Source organism: Caballeronia pedi, assembly GCF_001544915.2.
GTDB lineage: Bacteria > Pseudomonadota > Gammaproteobacteria > Burkholderiales > Burkholderiaceae > Caballeronia > Caballeronia pedi.
Genome location: NZ_FCOE02000001.1, coordinates 245,724 through 264,591, shown reverse-complemented (window position 1 = coordinate 264,591; position 18,868 = coordinate 245,724). Strand labels below are relative to the sequence as shown.

The 18,868-nt window shown below is 62.9% G+C and carries 16 protein-coding genes; 9 read left to right on the top strand and 7 right to left on the bottom strand.

Going from position 1 to position 18,868, the window contains the following annotated elements; genetic code table 11:
• Positions 1-58: 58 nt before the first annotated feature.
• The 3 genes from AWB80_RS01275 (at position 59) to aroG (ending at position 3,896) form a co-directional block, all read left to right on the top strand.
• The gene (locus AWB80_RS01275) at positions 59-886 is read left to right on the top strand and encodes a carbon-nitrogen hydrolase family protein (protein WP_061172823.1); all 828 of its coding nucleotides are present in this window, start codon (positions 59-61) and stop codon (positions 884-886) included.
• 135 nt (positions 887-1,021) lie between these two features.
• Entirely contained in the window at positions 1,022-2,488 is a 1,467-nt protein-coding gene (gene tldD, locus AWB80_RS01270; RefSeq protein ID WP_061172822.1) for a metalloprotease TldD, read from the top strand.
• Between the two features lie 334 nt (positions 2,489-2,822).
• Entirely contained in the window at positions 2,823-3,896 is a 1,074-nt protein-coding gene (gene aroG / locus AWB80_RS01265; RefSeq protein ID WP_061172821.1) for a 3-deoxy-7-phosphoheptulonate synthase AroG, read from the top strand.
• 230 nt (positions 3,897-4,126) lie between these two features.
• On the opposite strand, the gene AWB80_RS01260 is transcribed toward aroG, so the two are convergent.
• Positions 4,127-4,690: a cob(I)yrinic acid a,c-diamide adenosyltransferase gene (locus tag AWB80_RS01260; RefSeq protein WP_061172820.1), complete on the bottom strand. Its 564-nt coding sequence runs from the start codon at positions 4,688-4,690 to the stop codon at positions 4,127-4,129.
• Positions 4,691-4,908: 218 nt separating this feature from the next.
• Here AWB80_RS01260 and AWB80_RS01255 point away from each other — a divergent pair, with 218 nt between their 5' ends.
• The 6 genes from AWB80_RS01255 to proC all read left to right on the top strand — a co-directional run bounded on the left by AWB80_RS01255 (position 4,909) and on the right by proC (position 11,978).
• Entirely contained in the window at positions 4,909-6,327 is a 1,419-nt protein-coding gene (locus AWB80_RS01255) for an FAD-binding oxidoreductase (protein WP_061172819.1), read from the top strand.
• A 103-nt stretch (positions 6,328-6,430) separates the two neighbouring features.
• Positions 6,431-7,942: an FAD-linked oxidase C-terminal domain-containing protein gene (locus AWB80_RS01250; RefSeq protein ID WP_061172818.1), complete on the top strand. Its 1,512-nt coding sequence runs from the start codon at positions 6,431-6,433 to the stop codon at positions 7,940-7,942.
• A gap of 144 nt (positions 7,943-8,086) precedes the next feature.
• Positions 8,087-9,175, top strand: coding sequence for a glycolate oxidase subunit GlcE (glcE, locus tag AWB80_RS01245; RefSeq protein ID WP_061172817.1), 1,089 nt, complete (start codon positions 8,087-8,089; stop codon positions 9,173-9,175).
• A gap of 8 nt (positions 9,176-9,183) precedes the next feature.
• Positions 9,184-10,410, top strand: a complete 1,227-nt coding sequence (gene glcF, locus AWB80_RS01240) for a glycolate oxidase subunit GlcF (RefSeq protein WP_061172816.1) — start codon at positions 9,184-9,186, stop codon at positions 10,408-10,410.
• Between the two features lie 45 nt (positions 10,411-10,455).
• Positions 10,456-11,151 carry a YggS family pyridoxal phosphate-dependent enzyme gene (locus tag AWB80_RS01235; RefSeq protein WP_061172815.1) on the top strand — a complete coding sequence of 232 codons (696 nt, stop codon included), beginning with the start codon at positions 10,456-10,458 and terminating at the stop codon, positions 11,149-11,151.
• Between the two features lie 14 nt (positions 11,152-11,165).
• The gene (gene proC, locus AWB80_RS01230) at positions 11,166-11,978 is read left to right on the top strand and encodes a pyrroline-5-carboxylate reductase (RefSeq protein WP_061172814.1); all 813 of its coding nucleotides are present in this window, start codon (positions 11,166-11,168) and stop codon (positions 11,976-11,978) included.
• A 40-nt stretch (positions 11,979-12,018) separates the two neighbouring features.
• Here proC and AWB80_RS01225 read toward each other — a convergent pair whose 3' ends face one another.
• The 6 genes from AWB80_RS01225 to AWB80_RS01205 form a co-directional block, all read right to left on the bottom strand.
• Entirely contained in the window at positions 12,019-13,629 is a 1,611-nt protein-coding gene (locus tag AWB80_RS01225; RefSeq protein ID WP_061172813.1) for a tetratricopeptide repeat protein, read from the bottom strand.
• Positions 13,630-13,716: 87 nt separating this feature from the next.
• Positions 13,717-14,961 carry a class I SAM-dependent methyltransferase gene (locus tag AWB80_RS44575; protein ID WP_208635588.1) on the bottom strand — a complete coding sequence of 415 codons (1,245 nt, stop codon included), beginning with the start codon at positions 14,959-14,961 and terminating at the stop codon, positions 13,717-13,719.
• Positions 14,962-15,276: 315 nt separating this feature from the next.
• Positions 15,277-16,137: a 4-hydroxybenzoate octaprenyltransferase gene (gene ubiA / locus AWB80_RS01215; RefSeq protein WP_061172812.1), complete on the bottom strand. Its 861-nt coding sequence runs from the start codon at positions 16,135-16,137 to the stop codon at positions 15,277-15,279.
• Positions 16,138-16,243: 106 nt separating this feature from the next.
• Positions 16,244-16,732, bottom strand: a complete 489-nt coding sequence (locus AWB80_RS01210) for a Dps family protein (protein ID WP_061172811.1) — start codon at positions 16,730-16,732, stop codon at positions 16,244-16,246.
• Positions 16,733-16,892: 160 nt separating this feature from the next.
• On the bottom strand, positions 16,893-17,045 hold the full coding sequence (locus AWB80_RS43820; protein WP_160147400.1) for a hypothetical protein: 153 nt from the start codon (positions 17,043-17,045) through the stop codon (positions 16,893-16,895).
• A 31-nt stretch (positions 17,046-17,076) separates the two neighbouring features.
• Positions 17,077-18,549: a catalase gene (locus AWB80_RS01205; protein WP_061172810.1), complete on the bottom strand. Its 1,473-nt coding sequence runs from the start codon at positions 18,547-18,549 to the stop codon at positions 17,077-17,079.
• Positions 18,550-18,868 lie beyond the last annotated feature (319 nt).

Sequence of the window (18,868 nt, the reverse complement as noted above, 5' to 3'; positions counted from 1 at the left end):
GTCTGGAGCGGCATCGGCGGGATGGTTTTCGTCCCCATTTTCATCGGCGCATAGAGACATGAGCGAAAGATCCGATAGCGCGGCGCCGTTTCAGGTCGCCGCGCTCCAGATGGTCAGCACGCCGGACCTCGAGCGCAATCTGGCCGACGCGGGCCGCCTCATCGCCGAGGCCGCGCGCGGCGGCGCGCAACTGGTGCTTCTGCCCGAGTATTTCTGTTACATGGGTTTCAAGGACACCGACAAGCTCGCGATCCGCGAAACGCCCGGCGCAGGCCCGATCCAGCAGTTTCTCTCCGACGCGGCGCGCGAGCATCGCGTGTGGATCATCGGCGGAACGCTGCCGTTGCAGTCGACGGAACCGGACCGCGTGCTCAACACGACCCTCGTCTTCGATCCCGCCGGCAAGCAGGTCGCGCGCTACGACAAGATTCATCTGTTCAATTTCGAAAAGGGCGAGGAATCTTTCGACGAAGCGCGCACCATTTGCCCCGGCAGCGAAGTGCGGACGTTCGAGGCGCCATTCGGGCGCGTGGGATTGTCGGTGTGCTACGACCTGCGCTTTCCGGAGCTGTATCGCAAGCTCGGCGATTGCGCGCTGATGGTCGTGCCTTCCGCGTTCACTTACACGACCGGCAACGCGCACTGGGAAACCTTGCTGAAGGCGCGCGCGGTCGAGAATCAGTGTTATGTGCTGGCCGCGGCGCAAGGCGGCAAGCACGAAAATGGCCGCCGCACGTGGGGCCACAGCATGCTGATCGATCCGTGGGGCGAGATCGTCGCCGTCAGGGAGGAAGGCATGGGCGTGGCGGCGGGCGGCATCGATCCGCAACGCATCGCGGCCGTGCGACAGAGTTTGCCGGCTTATCGACATCGCGTGATCGGGTGATCGCGCGCTCAACCCAATGATGACTTGAAGACGCGGGTTTCTCCCCGCACATGATTCGACTGGATCAGACCGTAGAATAGTCTGCAATTCGTCTGAAATATCATTGACTCGTCACGAACACGCAATAGGCACCGCATGAACATCATCGAACCCGGCATTCGGAATCTGGTCACGGCGAAGGACGTTTTGCTCACGCCCTACGGCCTCGACGAAGGGCTGATCACCCGCACGCTCGCGGAAATCTTCACGCATCGCGTGGATTACGCGGACCTCTATTTCCAGTCCACGCGCAGCGAAGCGTGGAGTCTCGAAGAAGGCATCGTCAAATCGGGCAGCTTCAGCATCGATCAGGGCGTCGGCGTGCGCGCCGTGTCCGGCGAGCGCACGGCGTTCGCCTATTCGGATGACCTGTCGCCCGAATCCATCCGCCAGGCCGCGATCGCGACGCGCGCGATCGCCAAGGCAGGCGGCGGCAAGCACAAGGTCAAGCCGGCGAGCACGCTCACGGGCGTGTCGGGGCGCGATCTGTATCTCGCCGCCGATCCGTTGCATTCCCTCGACGCCACGGCCAAGGTGAAATTGCTGGAACGCGTCGAGCAAATGGCGCGGGCCAAGGATCCACGCATCACGCAAGTGATGGCGGGCATGGCCGGCGAATACGACGTCGTGCTCGTCGCGCGCAGCGACGGCGCGCTCGCGGCGGACGTGCGTCCGCTCGTGCGCGTCTCGGTGACGGTGATCGCCGAGCAGAACGGCCGGCGCGAAATCGGCACGGGCGGCGGCGGCGGACGCTTCGACTACGGCTATTTCACTGACGCAATCCTGCAAAAGTACGTCAACGACGCCGTGCACGCCGCGCTCGTCAATCTCGAAGCGCGCCCCGCTCCGGCAGGCGCGATGACCGTCGTGCTCGGACCGGGCTGGCCGGGCGTGCTGTTGCACGAGGCCGTCGGACACGGTCTGGAGGGCGATTTCAACCGCAAGGGATCGTCGGCGTTCGCGGGGATGATCGGCGAGCAAGTCGCGGCGAAGGGCGTCACGGTGGTCGATGACGGCACGCTGCCGAACCGGCGCGGGTCGCTCAACATCGACGACGAAGGCAATCCGACGCAGTGCACGACGCTGATCGAGGACGGCATTCTCAAGGGCTACATTCAGGATTCGCTCAACGCGCGCCTGATGAAGATGCCGGTGACGGGCAACGCGCGCCGCGAATCGTACGCCGCGCTGCCGATGCCGCGCATGACGAACACCTACATGCTCAACGGCGACAAGGACCCGCAAGAGATTCTGGCGTCCGTGAAGAACGGCTTGTACGCGGTGAACTTCGGCGGCGGTCAGGTCGATATCACCAACGGCAAGTTCGTGTTCTCGGCGTCCGAGGCGTACATGATCGAGAACGGCAAGATCACGTATCCGGTGAAGGGCGCGACGCTGATCGGCAGCGGGCCGGAATCGCTGAAGTACGTGACGATGATCGGCAACGATATGTCGCTCGATAGCGGCGTCGGCGTATGCGGCAAGGAAGGCCAGAGCGTGCCGGTGGGCGTCGGTCAGCCGACGTTGCGCATCGAGAAGATGACGGTCGGCGGGACGGTTTGATTTTTATGCGGGTTTTCCGCATCGGATGCGTTTGTTTGCGGTGTCACCGCGTGCTCTGGTGCGGATTGTCCGCGTTTTCGTAGTGGCGGGGTTGTCAGCGCCGTACGTTTGCGGTTATAAAAGCAGTCACAACTTTTTTCGACGCGCCTTCGATCCATCATGTCCGCCAAGTTTTATTTTTATTTCTTTTGGCATCTCAAGCCGCTGGCGGATCGAGAGGGGTGAATCGTACACAGGTTGAATAAACCGAATTCCCGAAAAAACCGCCAGCGAGTCTGGCGGTTTTTTTTCGCCTTGTTTAGTTCAAATTGCACGCCGCCGTAGGAGAACAGAAATGCCCCCGCACAATACCGATGATGTTCGTATCCGTGAGCTGAAAGAGCTGACCCCGCCCGCGCATCTGATCCGCGAGTTCCCTTGCGCCGAGCCGGTTTCCGAGCTGATCTACAACGCGCGGCAGTCGATGCATCGCATTCTTCATGGGATGGATGACAGGTTGATCGTGATCATCGGACCTTGCTCGATTCATGATCCGAAGGCTGCCATGGAGTACGCGGGGAGGCTGATCGAACAGCGTAAGCGGTTTGCTGGTGAACTCGAGATCGTGATGCGGGTGTACTTCGAGAAGCCGCGTACGACGGTTGGCTGGAAGGGGCTCATCAATGATCCGCATATGGATAACAGCTTCAAGATCAACGATGGGTTGCGGGCTGCGCGCGAGTTGCTGATGCGGATCAATGAGGTTGGGTTGCCGGCTGGGACTGAATACCTCGATATGATCAGCCCGCAGTACATCGCCGATCTGATTTCGTGGGGAGCGATCGGGGCGCGGACGACTGAATCTCAAGTGCATCGGGAGCTTGCTTCCGGGCTGTCTTGCCCGGTTGGGTTCAAGAATGGTACGGACGGTAATGTGAAGATTGCCGTCGATGCGATCAAGGCGGCTTCGCAGCCGCATCATTTTCTTTCGGTGACCAAGGGCGGGCATTCGGCGATTGTTTCGACTGCGGGGAATGAGGATTGCCACATCATTTTGCGTGGTGGGAAGGCGCCTAATTACGATGCGGCGAGTGTGGATGCTGCTTGTAGTGATATTGGGAAGGCTGGCCTCGCCGCGCGGTTAATGATTGACGCTAGTCACGCGAATAGCTCAAAGAAGCATGAGAATCAGATTCCGGTTTGTGCGGATATTGGTAAGCAACTCGCTGCGGGGGACGAGCGGATCGTTGGCGTGATGGTTGAGTCGCATCTTGTTGCTGGGCGGCAGGATTTGAAGGAGGGATGTGAACTTACGTACGGGCAAAGCGTTACCGATGCTTGTATCGGGTGGGAAGAGAGCGTGAAGGTGCTTGAGGGATTGGCGGAATCCGTCAAACAGCGGCGAGTAGTACGCGGCGGGGGCAATTAAAATCAGTAAGCGGTCGGATCAAACGCCGACCGCTTACTTCGACAGCGAAACAGGCAACGGGTATTTATGGTCTATGAGCGCGGGCTCATTAAAGCAATCGGAGTGTTACAAAGGAAGTCGCGCCTGCGGCTGTGCGACTTTGAATGATGCATTTCAACAACGTCAAAATCATCGAAAGCGGGAATCTCGGTAATCATGGTCGCAATGACATGAGAAGGAAGTGCAAACCGTCAAGCATTCGACCCTCTCGGCGAGTCCCACAGAACGTCGACGCCACCGTCAACGCGATTTAATACCCGTGATAACACAAACAACAAATCCGACAACCGATTCACATACCGTCGAGGCGCCTCATTAATTCCCGTGGTCTCTACGCGCCCCAACGTCACAATCGCCCTTTCCGCCCTCCGACAAACCGTCCGCGCAACGTGAGCAAGAGCCGCCGCCCTCGACCCACCCGGCAAAATAAACTCTTTGAGCGGCGGCAACGTCGCGTTGTATTCTTCCAGCCACGCATCCAGTCGCGCGAGATGCGATTCCTGAATCATCGAATGCCCCGGAATCGACAACTCCCCGCCAAGATCAAACAAATCATTCTGAATCCGCGTCAACGCATCGCGAACGTCGGAAGGCATCGGCTCACACAACAAAACGCCGATACACGAATTCAACTCATCCACATCCCCAATCGCGGCGATACGCGCATCGTCCTTCGACACGCGGCTGCCATCGCCCAACCCCGTGGTCCCATCGTCGCCGGTACGCGTGGCGATCTTGCTCAAGCGGTGACCCATCACTGACTCCCTGAAAAGCGCACAAAAACCCGACTCATTATAGGCACGCCGACGCGACCAAAACGCGCCCAAAACCCCGCCACGCCGGCCTTCCCCCCGACGGCGTAAAATGAGATAAACACCGTACGGCTTTCGCGCCAACCGCAAAACGAGTTCACCTCGACGCACCGCCAAGCGCGCAAGCAAAGAACAAAGCCGCACCGCCCGGAGACACGCACGTGAATCACCCCACCGAACACCAGGCGCTCGCTAAGCGCCCCTTCCCCGCCACGCTTCTCGAAGCCCTGAAGCAAAAATTCGCCGACCGCGTCTCGACAGCGCAGGCCGTGCGCGAGCATCACGGCCGCGACGAATCGCCGTTCGATCCGCAACTGCCCGACGCCGTCGTCTTCGCCCGCAGCACGGATGAAGTGCAAACCATCGTCAAACTCTGCGCCGAACACGACGTCCCGATCATCCCCTACGGCAACGGCTCCTCACTCGAGGGGCATCTGCTCGCGGTGCAAGGCGGCGTCTCCATCGACCTGTCCGAGATGAACCAGGTCGTCGCGATCAACGCCGAAGACCTCACGGTGACGGTACAACCCGGCATCTCCCGCAAGCAACTGAACGAAGCGCTCAAGGACACCGGCCTGTTCTTCCCGATCGATCCCGGCGCGGACGCCAGCATCGGCGGCATGTCCGCGACGCGCGCCTCCGGCACCAACGCCGTGCGCTACGGTTCGATGCGCGAAAACGTCCTCGCGCTCACCGTCGTGCTGGCCGATGGCCGCGTCATCAAGACAGGCACGCGCGCCCGCAAATCGTCGGCGGGCTATGACCTCACGCGGCTCTTCGTCGGCTCGGAAGGCACGCTCGGCGTCATCACCGAAATCACCGTGCGCCTCTATCCGCAGCCCGAAGCGATTTCCGCCGCCGTGTGCGCGTTCCCGTCGATGGGCGACGCCGTGCGCGCCGTCATCGAAACCATTCAGATGGGCGTGCCGATCGCGCGCGTCGAATTCGTCGACAAGCTCGCCGTGCGCGCGATCAACCGTCACTCGAACCTGACCTTGCGCGAATCGCCGATGCTGTTCTTCGAATTCCACGGTACCGAATCCGGCGTCAAGGAACAGGCGCAGACCGTGCAGGACATCGTCGCGGAGAACCAGGGCGAGGACTTCGAATGGGCGACGCGCCCCGAAGACCGCAGCCGTCTCTGGAACGCGCGCCACTCCGCCTACTTCGCGATGCTGCAACTGAAGCCCGGCTGCCGCGCCGTCACCACCGATGTCTGCGTGCCGATTTCGCGGCTCGCCGAATGCGTCGAGGAAACGGAAAAGGACTTGCAGGGCTCGTATCTGCCGAGTCCGATCGTCGGCCATGTGGGCGACGGCAACTTTCACGTCGCGATGCTGCTCGATCCGAACAAACCCGAAGAACTGGAGGAAGCCGAGCGCATCAACAAGCTGATCGTGGGACGCGCTCTGAAGATGGGCGGCACCTGCACCGGCGAACACGGCGTCGGGCTGCACAAGATGGGCTTCATGATCGAGGAGCACGGCGAGGACGCCATCGCGACGATGCGCGCCATCAAACAGGCGCTCGACCCCAGAAATCTGATGAACCCGGGGAAAATCTTCGCTTTCGAAGGCTGACGAAGTCGCGCAAGATGCACGCATGAATAAGCGAGCGGCACTGACCGCGCAGGCGTAAAAAGGAGGAGACGTGAACGCACCCGACGAGCTCAAGTCCGAGCGGATGACGCCCAACCTGCCGCACGAGGACGCGTCCGAGCTGAGCGAAGATCAGCTCGCCGCGCGACAGCGTGAAGTCGTGCAGGCGCTGATGGCCGTGCTGCCGACGCATTGTCTGCTCTTTCGCGAGGAAGACACCGCGCCGTATGAATGCGACGGTCTCGCCGCATACCGGCGCCTGCCGCTCGCGGTCGCGCTGCCGGAAACCGAAGCGCAGGTGCAACGCGTCGTGCAGATCTGCGCACGTCTTTCCATTCCGATCGTGCCGCGCGGCGCGGGCACCGGCCTCTCGGGCGGCGCGATGCCGATCCGCCACGGCATCGTGTTGTCGCTCGCGCGCTTTCGCAGGATCGTCGAGGTCGATCCCTACGCGCGCACCGCGACCGTGCAGCCCGGCGTGCGCAATCTGGCCATTTCCGAAGCCGCCGCGCCCTACGGTTTGTACTACGCGCCCGATCCGTCGTCGCAGATCGCCTGCACCATCGGCGGCAATGTCTCGGAGAATTCCGGCGGCGTGCACTGCCTGAAATACGGCCTCACCGTGCATAACGTACTGCGTGTGCGCGCGGTGACGATGGACGGCGATGTCGTCGAGTTCGGCTCGCTCGGCCCCGACGCGCCGGGCCTCGATCTGCTCGCGGTGCTGATCGGCAGCGAAGGCATGTTCGCGATCGTCACCGAGATCACCGTCAAGCTGATTCCGAAACCGCAGACGGCGCAAGTCATCATGGCGAGCTTCGACGATGTCGTGAAAGGCGGCAACGCGGTCGCGGCGATCATCGCGGCGGGCATCATCCCGGCGGGCCTCGAAATGATGGACAAACCCGCGACGCGCGCCGTCGAGGAGTTCGTCAACGCGGGCTACGATCTCGACGCCGCCGCGATCCTGCTGTGCGAATCCGACGGCACGCACGATGAAGTCGCCGAGGAAATCGTCCGCATGACGGCTGTGCTGCGCGAGCACGGCGCGGCGCGCATCCAGATTTCGCGCTCCGAGACCGAACGCCTGAAATTCTGGTCCGGCCGCAAGAACGCGTTCCCGGCGGCGGGCCGCATCTCGCCGGACTATTACTGCATGGACGGCACCGTGCCGCGCCGCGCGATCGGACCGCTGCTCAAGCGCATCGAGGAGATGGAGAAGAAGTACGCGCTGCGCTGCATCAACGTGTTCCATGCCGGCGACGGCAACATGCACCCGCTGATTCTTTTCAACGGCAACGATCTCGACGAATGGCATCGCGCCGAGGCGTTCGGCTGCGACATTCTGGAATATTGCGTCGAGCTGGGCGGCACGGTGACGGGCGAGCACGGCGTCGGCATCGAGAAAATCAATTCGATGTGCGTGCAATTTTCGCCGGAAGAGCGCGACGCGTTTTTCGCCGTCAAGCGCGCGTTCGATCCGCCGGGGCTGCTCAATCCCGACAAGGGCATCCCGACGCGCGCGCGCTGCGCAGAGTACGGCAAGATGCATATCCGGGGCGGGCTGCTGCCGCATCCCGAATTGCCGCGCTTCTGAAATCCCGCGCGGCCTGCCGCGCGTTCCGCTATCCACGTTTCTCCGAGTGCTACGGCGTTAAGTGGCCGGTACAATCGACCGGACAGCCGTAGCAAGGCCGAAACCAGAAGTCGAATTCCGAGATCGACGACAAAGCGGGACACCATGGAACAGGACGACATCGTCGCCGGCTGGTCGGAGAGGATCGCCCGGGCCACCGAAACCGGCGCGCTGCTGCGCATTCGCGGCGGCGGCACGAAGGACTGGTACGGCCAGACGCTCCAGGGAGAGATCCTCGACACGCGCGCGTATCGCGGCATCGTCGCGTACGACCCGGCGGAACTCGTCATCACCGCGAAGAGCGGCACGCCGCTCGCCGAGATCGAAGCGGCGCTGCGCGAGCACAATCAGATGCTGCCGTTCGAGCCGCCGCACTTCGGGCGCAACGCGACGCTGGGCGGCTGCATCGCCGCCGGGCTCGCGGGCCCGCGCCGCGCCTGGACCGGCGCGCCACGCGATTTCGTGCTCGGCGCGGTCGTCATGAACGGGCACGGGCAAGTGCTGCATTTCGGCGGTCAGGTAGTGAAGAACGTGGCGGGTTATGACGTCGCGCGCCTGCTCGCCGGGTCGCTCGGCACGCTCGGGCTGATTATCGAACTGTCGATCAAGGTGCTGCCGCGCCCTGTCGCCGAAGCCACGCTGAAATTCGACATGCACGCCACCGACGGCGTGCGCAAGCTCAACGAATGGGGCGGCCATCCGTTGCCGATCTGCGGCAGCGCGTGGCGCGACGGCACGCTCGCGCTGCGTCTCGCGGGCGCGGAAGCCGCCGTGAAGACGGCGCGCAACACGCTCGGCGGCGAAGTCGTCGATGCGGTCGAAGCGGACCGTTTCTGGATCGGCATGCGCGAGCAGACGGACCCGTTCTTCGCGGTGATCGAGCCGCGCTCGGCGCTGTGGCGGCTCGCGTTGCCGTCGATCGCGGAGCCGCTGCATCTGCCGGGCGCGCAACTGATGGAATGGGGCGGCGCGCAACGCTGGTGGATCACCGACACCGATCCGCAAACCGTGCGCATCAGCGCGAAGCAGGCGGGCGGCCACGCGACCATTTTCCGCGCCGGCTCCGCGTACGATCGCAATGCGGGTGTCTTCACGCCGCTGCCCGCGCCGCTGATGAAGATTCATCGTGGATTGAAAGCCGCATTCGATCCGGCGCGCATCTTCAATCGCGCTCGTCTGTATCCCGACTTCTAGGCGCCTCGATGCAAACCAATCTCGCCGATTTCATCCGCGGCACGGCCGATGGCGACGAAGCCGACGCCATCCTGCGCAAGTGCGTGCACTGCGGCTTCTGCACGGCGACCTGCCCGACGTACCAGTTGCTCGGCGACGAACTCGACGGGCCGCGCGGCCGCATCTATCTGATGAAGCAGATGTTCGAAGGCGCGCCGGTTTCGCGCAGCACGCAACTGCATCTGGACCGCTGCCTCACGTGCCGCAATTGCGAAAGCACCTGCCCGTCGGGCGTGCAGTATGGACGGCTCGTCGAGATCGGGCGCAAGGTCGTCGAAGAGAAGGTCGAGCGGCCGATGCGTCATCGGCTGCAACGGCGTCTGCTCGCGAGCTTCCTGCCGAACAGCACGCTCTTCACGCCCGCGATGAAGCTCGGTCAGCAGTTTCGCGGCATCCTGCCGCGCAAGCTGCGCGCGAAGATTCCCGTGCCCGAGCGGCCGCTCGTCGCGCCCACGAACAAACACGAACGCAAGATGCTGATGCTCGCCGGTTGCGTGCAACCCGCGATGATGCCCAACGTCAACACGGCGACCGCGCGCGTGTTCGATGCGCTCGGCATCGAGATCGTCACCGCGCCGGGCGCGGGCTGCTGCGGCGCGATCCGTCTGCATCTCGGCTACAACGAAGACGCGCTCGACGACGTGCGCAACAACATCGACGCCTGGTGGCCGTATGTGGAAAGCGGCGTCGAGGCGATCGTGATGAACGCATCGGGCTGCGGCGCGACGGTGAAGGAGTACGCGCACTTGCTGCGCAACGATCCGGCGTATGCGTCGAAGGCGCAGAAGATCGTCGAACTGACGCGCGATCTCGCCGAAATCCTGCCGATGTTCGAAGAAGAACTCGTCTCGCTCGCGCGCCGGCGCGGCGTGCATACGGTCGCGTTCCATCCGCCGTGCACCTTGCAGCACGGGCAGCAGATTCGCGGACGCGTCGAGCATCTGCTGACCGCGCTCGGGCTCGAAGTGCGCCTGCCCGTGGATAGTCACTTGTGTTGCGGATCGGCCGGCACGTACTCGGTCCTGCAGCCGAAGCTCTCGTACACGCTGCGCAACCAGAAGCTCGACCGGCTGGAGAAGCTGGAGCCGCAACTGATCGTGTCGGCGAATGTCGGTTGCATCGCGCATCTGCAAAGCGGCACATCGACTCCCGTCACGCACTGGATTCAACTGCTGGAGCATCTCCTGTACGGTTGACGCGGCTTCGTATAATGAGTGGCTCGATCGCCCTGAACGCCCAGCATGTCCATCGCTCAACATCTCGAAGAAGTCCGGCAACGCATCGCGAAGGCGGCGCACGACGCGTCGCGCGATGCGGCTTGCGTCAAGCTGCTCGCCGTGTCCAAGACCTTTCCCGCGAACGACGTGCGCGCCGCCTTCGACGCCGGCCAGCGCGCGTTCGGCGAAAACTACGTGCAGGAAGGCATCGCGAAAATCGCCGAGCTTGGCGATCTGCGCGCTGAAATCGAATGGCATTTCATCGGGCCGCTGCAATCGAACAAGACGAAGCTGGTCGCCGAGCAGTTCGACTGGGTGCATTCCATCGACCGGCTAAAGATCGCCGAGCGGCTTTCGGCGCAGCGTCCCGAAGGCACGCCCGCGCTCAACGTGTGCATTCAGGTGAACGTGAGCGGCGAGGACTCGAAGAGCGGTGTCGAACCTGATGACGCCATCGCGCTCGCGCATGCGGTGGCCGCCCTGCCCGGTCTGCGCCTGCGCGGCCTGATGGCGATACCCGAGCCCGCCGACACACTCGATGCGCAGCGCGTACCGCACGCGCGTCTGCGCGATCTGATGAACACGCTGCGCGCCGACGGCCTCGATCTCGACACGCTCTCGATGGGCATGTCCGCCGATCTCGAAGCCGCCGTGCTCGAAGGCGCGACGATGGTGCGCATCGGCACCGCGATTTTCGGCGCGCGCACTTACACCACCTGACCTCACCTTCAATCATGAAAATTGCATTCATCGGCGGCGGCAACATGGCCGCGGCGCTCATCGGCGGTCTCGTCAAGCGCGGCACCTCGGCGTCGGACATCTACGCCGTCGACATCAACGACGAGGCGCGCGAGCGCACCGCGAAGCAATTCGGCATCGCGACCGGCGCGGCCGTCGATGCGACGCTCGCGGGCTACGACGCCATCGTGCTCGCCGTGAAGCCGCAAGTGCTCAAAGGCGTGGCGGAAGCGCTCGCGCCGCATCTGTCGAAGCAGACGATCATCAGCATCGCGGCGGGCATTCGCGCGAGCGATCTGGCGCGCTGGCTGAACGGCTACACGCAGATCGTGCGCACGATGCCGAACACGCCTGCTCTGATCGGCATGGGCGTGACGGGCCTCGCGGCGCTGCCCGGCGTGAGCGATGCGGCGAAGGCGCTTGCATCGCAAGTTCTGGAAGCGGTCGGCACGGCTGTCTGGTTCGACGACGAAGCGAAGCTCGACGCCGTCACCGCGATTTCCGGCAGCGGTCCGGCCTACGTGTTCTATTTCATCGAAGCGATGCAGGAAGCCGCGCGCCGGCTCGGCATGGACGAGGAGCAGGGCCGCGCGCTCGCGGTCGCCACGTTCACCGGCGCGGCGCAACTGGCGGCGCAATCGGGGGAACCTGCGAGCGTGCTGCGCGAGCGCGTGACGTCGAAAGGCGGCACGACGGCGGCAGCGCTCGCCTCGTTCGATGCTCAGGGCGTGAAGGAAGCGATCGTGCGCGGTGCGCTGGCGGCGCAGGCGCGGGCGCAAGAGATGGGGGATGAGCTGGGCGGGGCGTGAAAGCTGCCCGAAGCGACCCGTCGAAGCGACGCGGCAGACATCATTCGCCTGCAATCAGGTCTTCGAAGGCCTGCTCCTCCAGCAAGCGCTGCATTGTCTGGCGAAACGTGCCTTGCACCGGCGTGCGCGCGAGCGTGGCATGCGGATACCACGGCGTCGTATCACCGGTCTGCCAGCGCCATTCGCCATGAACCGGCACGAGTACGATCACGCGCGCGCCGCTCGACAGGCATAGATGCGCGACAGCGGAATCGATGGTCACGACGAGATCGAGCTGCGCCACGATGGCCGCCGTGTCCGCGAAATCATTGACGGCAGGCATCGGGTCCATCCAGCGCGAGCCGCGCGACGCAAGCATGTCCTCCGGCGGACGTTCGGACACGCCGAGTTGCAGGTTGAACCAATCGACGTCGTGCAGGCCTTCGAACAGCGGCGTGAAGTCGTCGAGCCTGGCGCTACGAAGCAAGTCGTGAAGCGTATTCGGATTGCCGCGCCAGCAGATGCCGATGCGCCGCCTGCGTTGTGGCTTTTCGTGCTGCACATGATGGCGCACCTGATTCGCCCAGTGCTGCGCGTGCGCTTCGCTGGTCTTCAGCCACGGCACGGCCTCGCCCGCCGTCGAGTACGTGCCGAGCAGAACGGGCGAGCTCATCACCCACAGCCAGGCGTCGCAGTCGCGTTCGGCCGCCGCGTCGTTCGTTTCGATTTCGACGTCGGGAAACGATGCACGCAACACGCGTTCCATCGCGGGCGGCGTCCGTACGCGCAAGGTCTTCGCGCGCGAGCGAAGCAGCCCGATATAGCGGCTGTACATCAGGAAGTCACCGAACGACCAGCCGATATCGAACAGCACGAGCAGCCGCCCGTCGAGCGGCTCGCCCGTCCATTGCGGAAGATGCTTCGGCGCATGTTCGATGAAGGTCGGGTCGGTCAGACGCAGCTCGTAGGTTTGCATCGACTCCTTCACGCGGCCCGCGCCGAACAGCGCATTGGCCACCACACGACAATGTTCGACGTCGATGGGTTTGAGACGGCTCGATTCGGCGAACCGAACGAGGGCGTCGTCGTAGCGGCCCATCTGGCAGAGCAGATAGGCAGTGCCGAGCAATGTCTCCACGCTCATCGACAACGCGAGAGAACGTTCGAAGAACGCCATCGACTCTGGGTATCGGCACAGCCACATGTTGACCCAACCCAATATTCGCGCGATGTCCGCGCCGTGCAGATCAGGAAAGCGATCCAGATGCAGCACGCCCAGTGCTTCCGCGTGCGCGAAGCGGCGCTCGTTGTGGAGACGGATGGTCAGTTGCAGCCATTCGAAGGCCGAAAGCGGCAACGTTGCGAAGACCGGGAACACCTGGTCGACGGTACAGTAATGACACAAGCGCTGCACCAGCCGGCTGATCTGTTCCTCGTCGGCAACCTGCCGGACATGCGCGGCGAAGCATTGCACCATGAGCGCGCTGTCGCCTGCGTTGAGGCTTGCTTCGCATAACATCGCGCTGGATTCGCGTGCTTCTTCGGCGGTCAGCGACCCGCTTTCCAGCGCCGCGCGCCCGAGCGCAATGGATTCCAGCCAGTTTTGCCGACCATGATGCTCGCATTGCAGACGCAGTCCTTGCGCCGCGCAATGGGTGAAGTCGTCGTTCATTGTTGCCGGTTATTCGTGTAGATAGTCGCCGCGCCGATCAGAACTAGTTGACGTCCGAAAGTCGAAGCGCGCGGTGCCGCTTGTGCGTCACAGCTTCTGCACCACGAACTCGATGCCGCACTCCGCAAACGCGGTGCGCGTCTGATCGTAGCGCTCCATACCGTGCAGGAAGCTGTGGTCGAGACACTCGACTTTCTTCACGCTCACTTCACGATCGAATTCGCGTAGCAGATCCAGCACGTTGATCGACACGGGCGACCAGCTCTGGCGCTTGAAGAGCGTGAACGTGTGTTTGTGGTCGTCGTTGAACGTCGATGGCCACACGCCCTGCTCGTACATATCCTCGTCCGGCACGGTGATGACGAGATGCCCGCCAGGCTTGAGCACGCGCAGCCAGTGGCGCAACGCGACGCGTGGGTCCATCACGTGTTCGAGGCAGTGCGCCGAGTAGACGAAATCGAAGCTGCCGTCCTGAACGTTCTCGAGGTATTGCGCGTCGCCCTGCGCCCACTCATAAACCGTCACGCCCTGGATGCGCGGGAACAACGCGCGATACAGCGCAATGCTGTCATTGCCGCCGCCGATGTCGAGCCCGTTGCCCACCAGCCAGCGATTGCCGAAGCGCGCGTCGAGCAGGCGGCGATTGATCGATATGCAGGTCGTGCCCGGCACGCCCGGCGTGAGCGCAAGCGGCTGGGTCTGGTCGCCGGGCAGCACCCATTTCTTCAGGCCGTAGTCGCCCCAGGCGCGCGGCCATAGCACCGCGTAGCCGGTGTCTTCACCGTGCCAGTGCAGCGCGTGCGTGGAGTCGAAGGATGCGAGCAGCTTGAGGAACATCGCCTCCTGATCGAAGGCGTTCTCGGCCCAATCCGGCAGCGTCCCCGTGCTCGTCTGAAACTCGCGCCGGTAGATCCGCACGTCGTCCAGAACGATGAGTGCGTTATTCGCCCGGCCGCGCAGCGCTTCGAGTTCGGCAATCAGCGGCAGGCGTTCAGTCGCACTATGCTCCTGACTTTTGTAGCTCTTGCCGCCATAGTCCGCGCCCGGGTAATGCGCATCCAGGAAAACGAGGCAGCGTTGCTCGGCCAGCACGCCATCTACCGCCTTCGAACGCAGGAACGCCAGGCTGTCCGTGTTCGCAACATGGAGTTGTTCGCTCTGCTTCACCTCTGCGAAAAGCGGCTCGAAGATTTCGCACGACAGAGCCTTACGAAAACCGGCGGCCAACGCGGCGCGGCACGAATCGCCGCGTCCATAACCGGTTTCGACGAGATAAGCGACCTGATGGCGGGTGACGAGCCCGGCCAGATCGAAGCGTGCAAGAAAACCCATGACTTTTCGACTCTGAGTGAAACAAGCGAACGAACGCCGCCGCGCAACAAAACCTCGCAGCGTTCGATAGGCGTGTTGAAAGAAGGGCCGGCGCGTTTGACGGCGAATAGCCGGGCGGTATGAAATGGCTTACTTCGGCCAATTCCATAATTAGCTGATCGCTTAAACTACAAACTTATCAAAGATATCGCCGCGAGGCCGTAATGCGAACAAATTTGTCGTTCTCAGACTGTTTCAAAGACTGACATAAAGCAGTCTTCACGATTACGCAACGTGCATTGCACACGTTGCAGCACGCGATTCACAAGAATTGGGCTAGTGCGAGAACGCGTAATGCAGCGCAATCCCGGCGAACAGCATCCCTCCGAGCCAGTTGTTGTGCTTGAAGGCGGCGAAGCACGCCATCCGCTCGCGGTTGCGGATCAGCCCATAGTGATACACCGCGCAGCCCGCCGCCGCGAACCAGCCCAGCCAGTAGAGCCAGCCATAACCCAGCGCGATGCCGATGCCCACGTATATCGCGAGCGTCACCGCATAGCACAGCATGACGGCGAGCACGTCGAACCGGCCGAACGTGAGCGCGGACGTGCGAATGCCGATCTTGATGTCATCGTCGCGGTCGACCATCGCGTATTCGGTGTCGTAGGCGACCGACCAGAACACGTTCGCCGCCAGCATGATCCACGCGATCATCGGCACGTGGTTCTGCACGGCGGCGAAGGCCATCGGAATGCCGAAGCCGAACGCGATGCCGAGATACGCCTGCGGAATCGCGAAGAAACGCTTGGTGAACGGATACGTGCCCGCGACGAACAGCGCGAACACCGACAGCTCCTTCGTGAGCGTATTGAGCGGCAGGATCAGCAGAAACGCGACGAGCGCGAGCGCCGCCGCCAGCGCCACTGCTTCCCACGCCTTGATCTTGCCCGACGTGATCGGCCGTTCGGCGGTGCGCTTCACGTGGCGGTCGAAATCGCGGTCGGCGTAGTCGTTGATCGCGCAGCCCGCCGAGCGCATCAGGATCGTGCCGATGGTGAAGATGACGAGCAGCATCGGCGACGGACGGCCTTCGGACGCGATCCACAGCGCATTGAGCGTCGGCCACAGCAGCAGCAGGCTGCCGATGGGCTTGTCGAGGCGCACGAGGCGCATGTAGAGCGGAAGACGGGCGAGCATGGCGGAGGTCGTTGCGGAGAAACGCGATGCGGCTATTTTAGAACAGCTTGAAAAGCACAAACCCCGCTTGAGTGCGGGGTTTGTTCGCTTCGAAACCAGAAACGTCTCAGGCCAGCATCGCGCGCAGCATCCACGCGGTCTTCTCGTGCGTCTGCATGCGCTGCGTGAGCAGGTCGGCGGTCGGCTCGTCGTTGGCGGCTTCGGTCGACGGGAAAATCTCGCGCGCCGTGCGCACCACGGCTTCCTGACCTTCCACGAGTTGGCGGATCATCTCTTCGGCAGCCGGCACGCCGTCCGCTTCCGGAATCGACGAGAGCTTCGCGAACTCCTTGTAGCTGCCCGGCGCATGCACGCCCAGCGCACGGATGCGTTCCGCGATCGAATCGACGGCGAGCGCGAGTTCGTTGTACTGCGTCTCGAACATCAGATGCAACGTGTTGAACATCGGACCCGTGACGTTCCAGTGAAAATTGTGCGTCTTCAGATACAGCGTGTAGGTATCGGCCAGCAGCCGGGACAGCCCTTCGGCGATCTTCTTGCGGTCCTTGTCGCTGATGCCGATATTGACGGCGGGTGCAGTGCCTTTCTTCGCCATGATGACTCCGTGAGAGAGTGATTCGAACGGTGCGAGCGCCGCGCGCTTCGTCTTGCCGCGCGGCGTTTCGAGCGTCCGACAGTCTACCGTAGAAACAGGGAACGATTCATTGCGCGACGGGGCTTTGAGACGCTTTGCCCCGCGCCCTGATGCCGCGCGCTCAAGCGCCGACGACCCCGCTCGCGACAACCAGCCCATACCCCGCCACGACGATGCCGAATGCGATCGCGACGCGCACCCCGCGCGAAGCCTGACGGCTCCTCGCCTCGATATGCTCGACGGCCTGAGCGATGTGATCCAGCGCTTGAGACATGATGTTTTCTCCCGTGTTTCCAGTGCTGCCGTCAGACGGCGGCCGTGTCTTTCTCGTCGACGATCTGGCCGAGCTTCGCGAGCGCGTCGGTCACGCCCTGCGCGTAAGCCGGATCGATGCGGCGGAAGTGCCCGATCTGCCGCGCGACGATCTCGTTCGGCACGCCGTGGATGTGCCGCGCGATGTTGCCGAAGAAGCGCTCGCGCTGTGCGGCATCGAAGAGTCGGAAAAGTGCCGCCGGCTGGCTGTAGTAATCGTCGTCCTCGCGATGGTCGTAGCGATACACCGCCCCGCCCGCGAGCGGCGGCTCGTTCACGCTCGCGTCCTGCGCGAATTCGCCATAGCGGTTCGGCTCGTAGTTCACGCGGCCGCCGAGATTGCCGTCGGTGCGCATCGCGCCATCGCGATGAAACGAATTGGCGACCGGCGCGCGCGGCGCATTCACCGGAATCTGGTGATGGTTGATGCCCAGCCGATAACGCTGCGTGTCGCCATACGAGAACAGGCGGCCCTGCAACAGCCGATCCGGCGAGAAGCCGATGCCCGGCACCACGTTCGCGGGCGTGAACGCGGCCTGCTCCACGTCCGCGAAATAGTTCTGCGCGTTGCGATTCAACTCGATCACGCCGACGTCGATCAGCGGATAGTCCTTGTGCGGCCACACTTTCGTGATGTCGAACGGATTCGTCTTCGACTGCGCTGCCTGTTCTTCCGTCATCACCTGGATGCGGAAATTCCAGCGCGGGAAGTTGCCGCTGTCGATGTTGCCGACGAGATCGCGCTGCGCGCTTTCGCGATCGTTCGCGACCACGGCGGCCGCTTCGGCATCCGTGTAATTCTCGAGCGGCTGCTGTGACTTGAAGTGGAACTTCACGTAGAAGCGTTCGTTGTCCGCATTGATGAACGAGAACGTGTGCGAGCCGAAGCCGTGCATCTGCCGATAGTTCTTCGGAATGCCGCGATCGCTCATCAGAATCGTCACCTGATGCAGCGATTCCGGATGACGCGACCAGAAATCCCATGCCGCCACGTTGCTGCGCATGTTCGTGTACGGATCGCGTTTTTGCGTGTGAATGAAATCGGGAAACTTCAGCGGATCGCGGATGAAAAAGATCGGCGTGTTATTGCCGACGACATCCCAGTTGCCTTCGTCCGTGTAGAACTTGATCGAGAAGCCGCGCACGTCGCGTTCGGCATCGGCGGCGCCGCGCTCGCCCGCGACCGTCGAAAAGCGCATGAAAATCGGCGTTTCCTTGCCCGTTTCCGCGAACAGCTTCGCCTTCGTGTAGCGCGAGATATCGTGCGTCACGCGGAACGTGCCGAAGGCGCCGGAGCCCTTCGCGTGCACGCGGCGCTCGGGAATCACTTCGCGGTCGAAGTGCGCGAGCTTTTCGACCAGCCAGAAATCCTGCAGCGTGACCGGGCCACGCGCGCCGGCAGTCTGCGCATTCTGGTTGTCGCCGACGGGTGCGCCTGCGGCGGTCGTGAGTCGTTGGGTCGTCATCGTGATACTCCTGTTTGTGCGTTTGCGTTGGATGATGTGGGGCGCGCGCTCAGGCGACGCGGGCGAAATCGGCGAGGAGGGAAACCGCCATGTCGCGAAGGCTGATCCAGCGGTGGAAGAAGGTCATGGAATCCTCTCTCTGTCGTGGTCGGCTGAGCGTCGACCGTGAAGAGGATCCTATCTGAGACTATCGATATTGATAATTCGATTAAATTTATATATGCGATAGGTCAAGGTTTGCGCTCGTTTCGCCCGCGCGCGACACCGCACAACAAAAACGCCGCGCTCCGTTGCCAGAGCGCGGCGTTCGCAAGCAAAA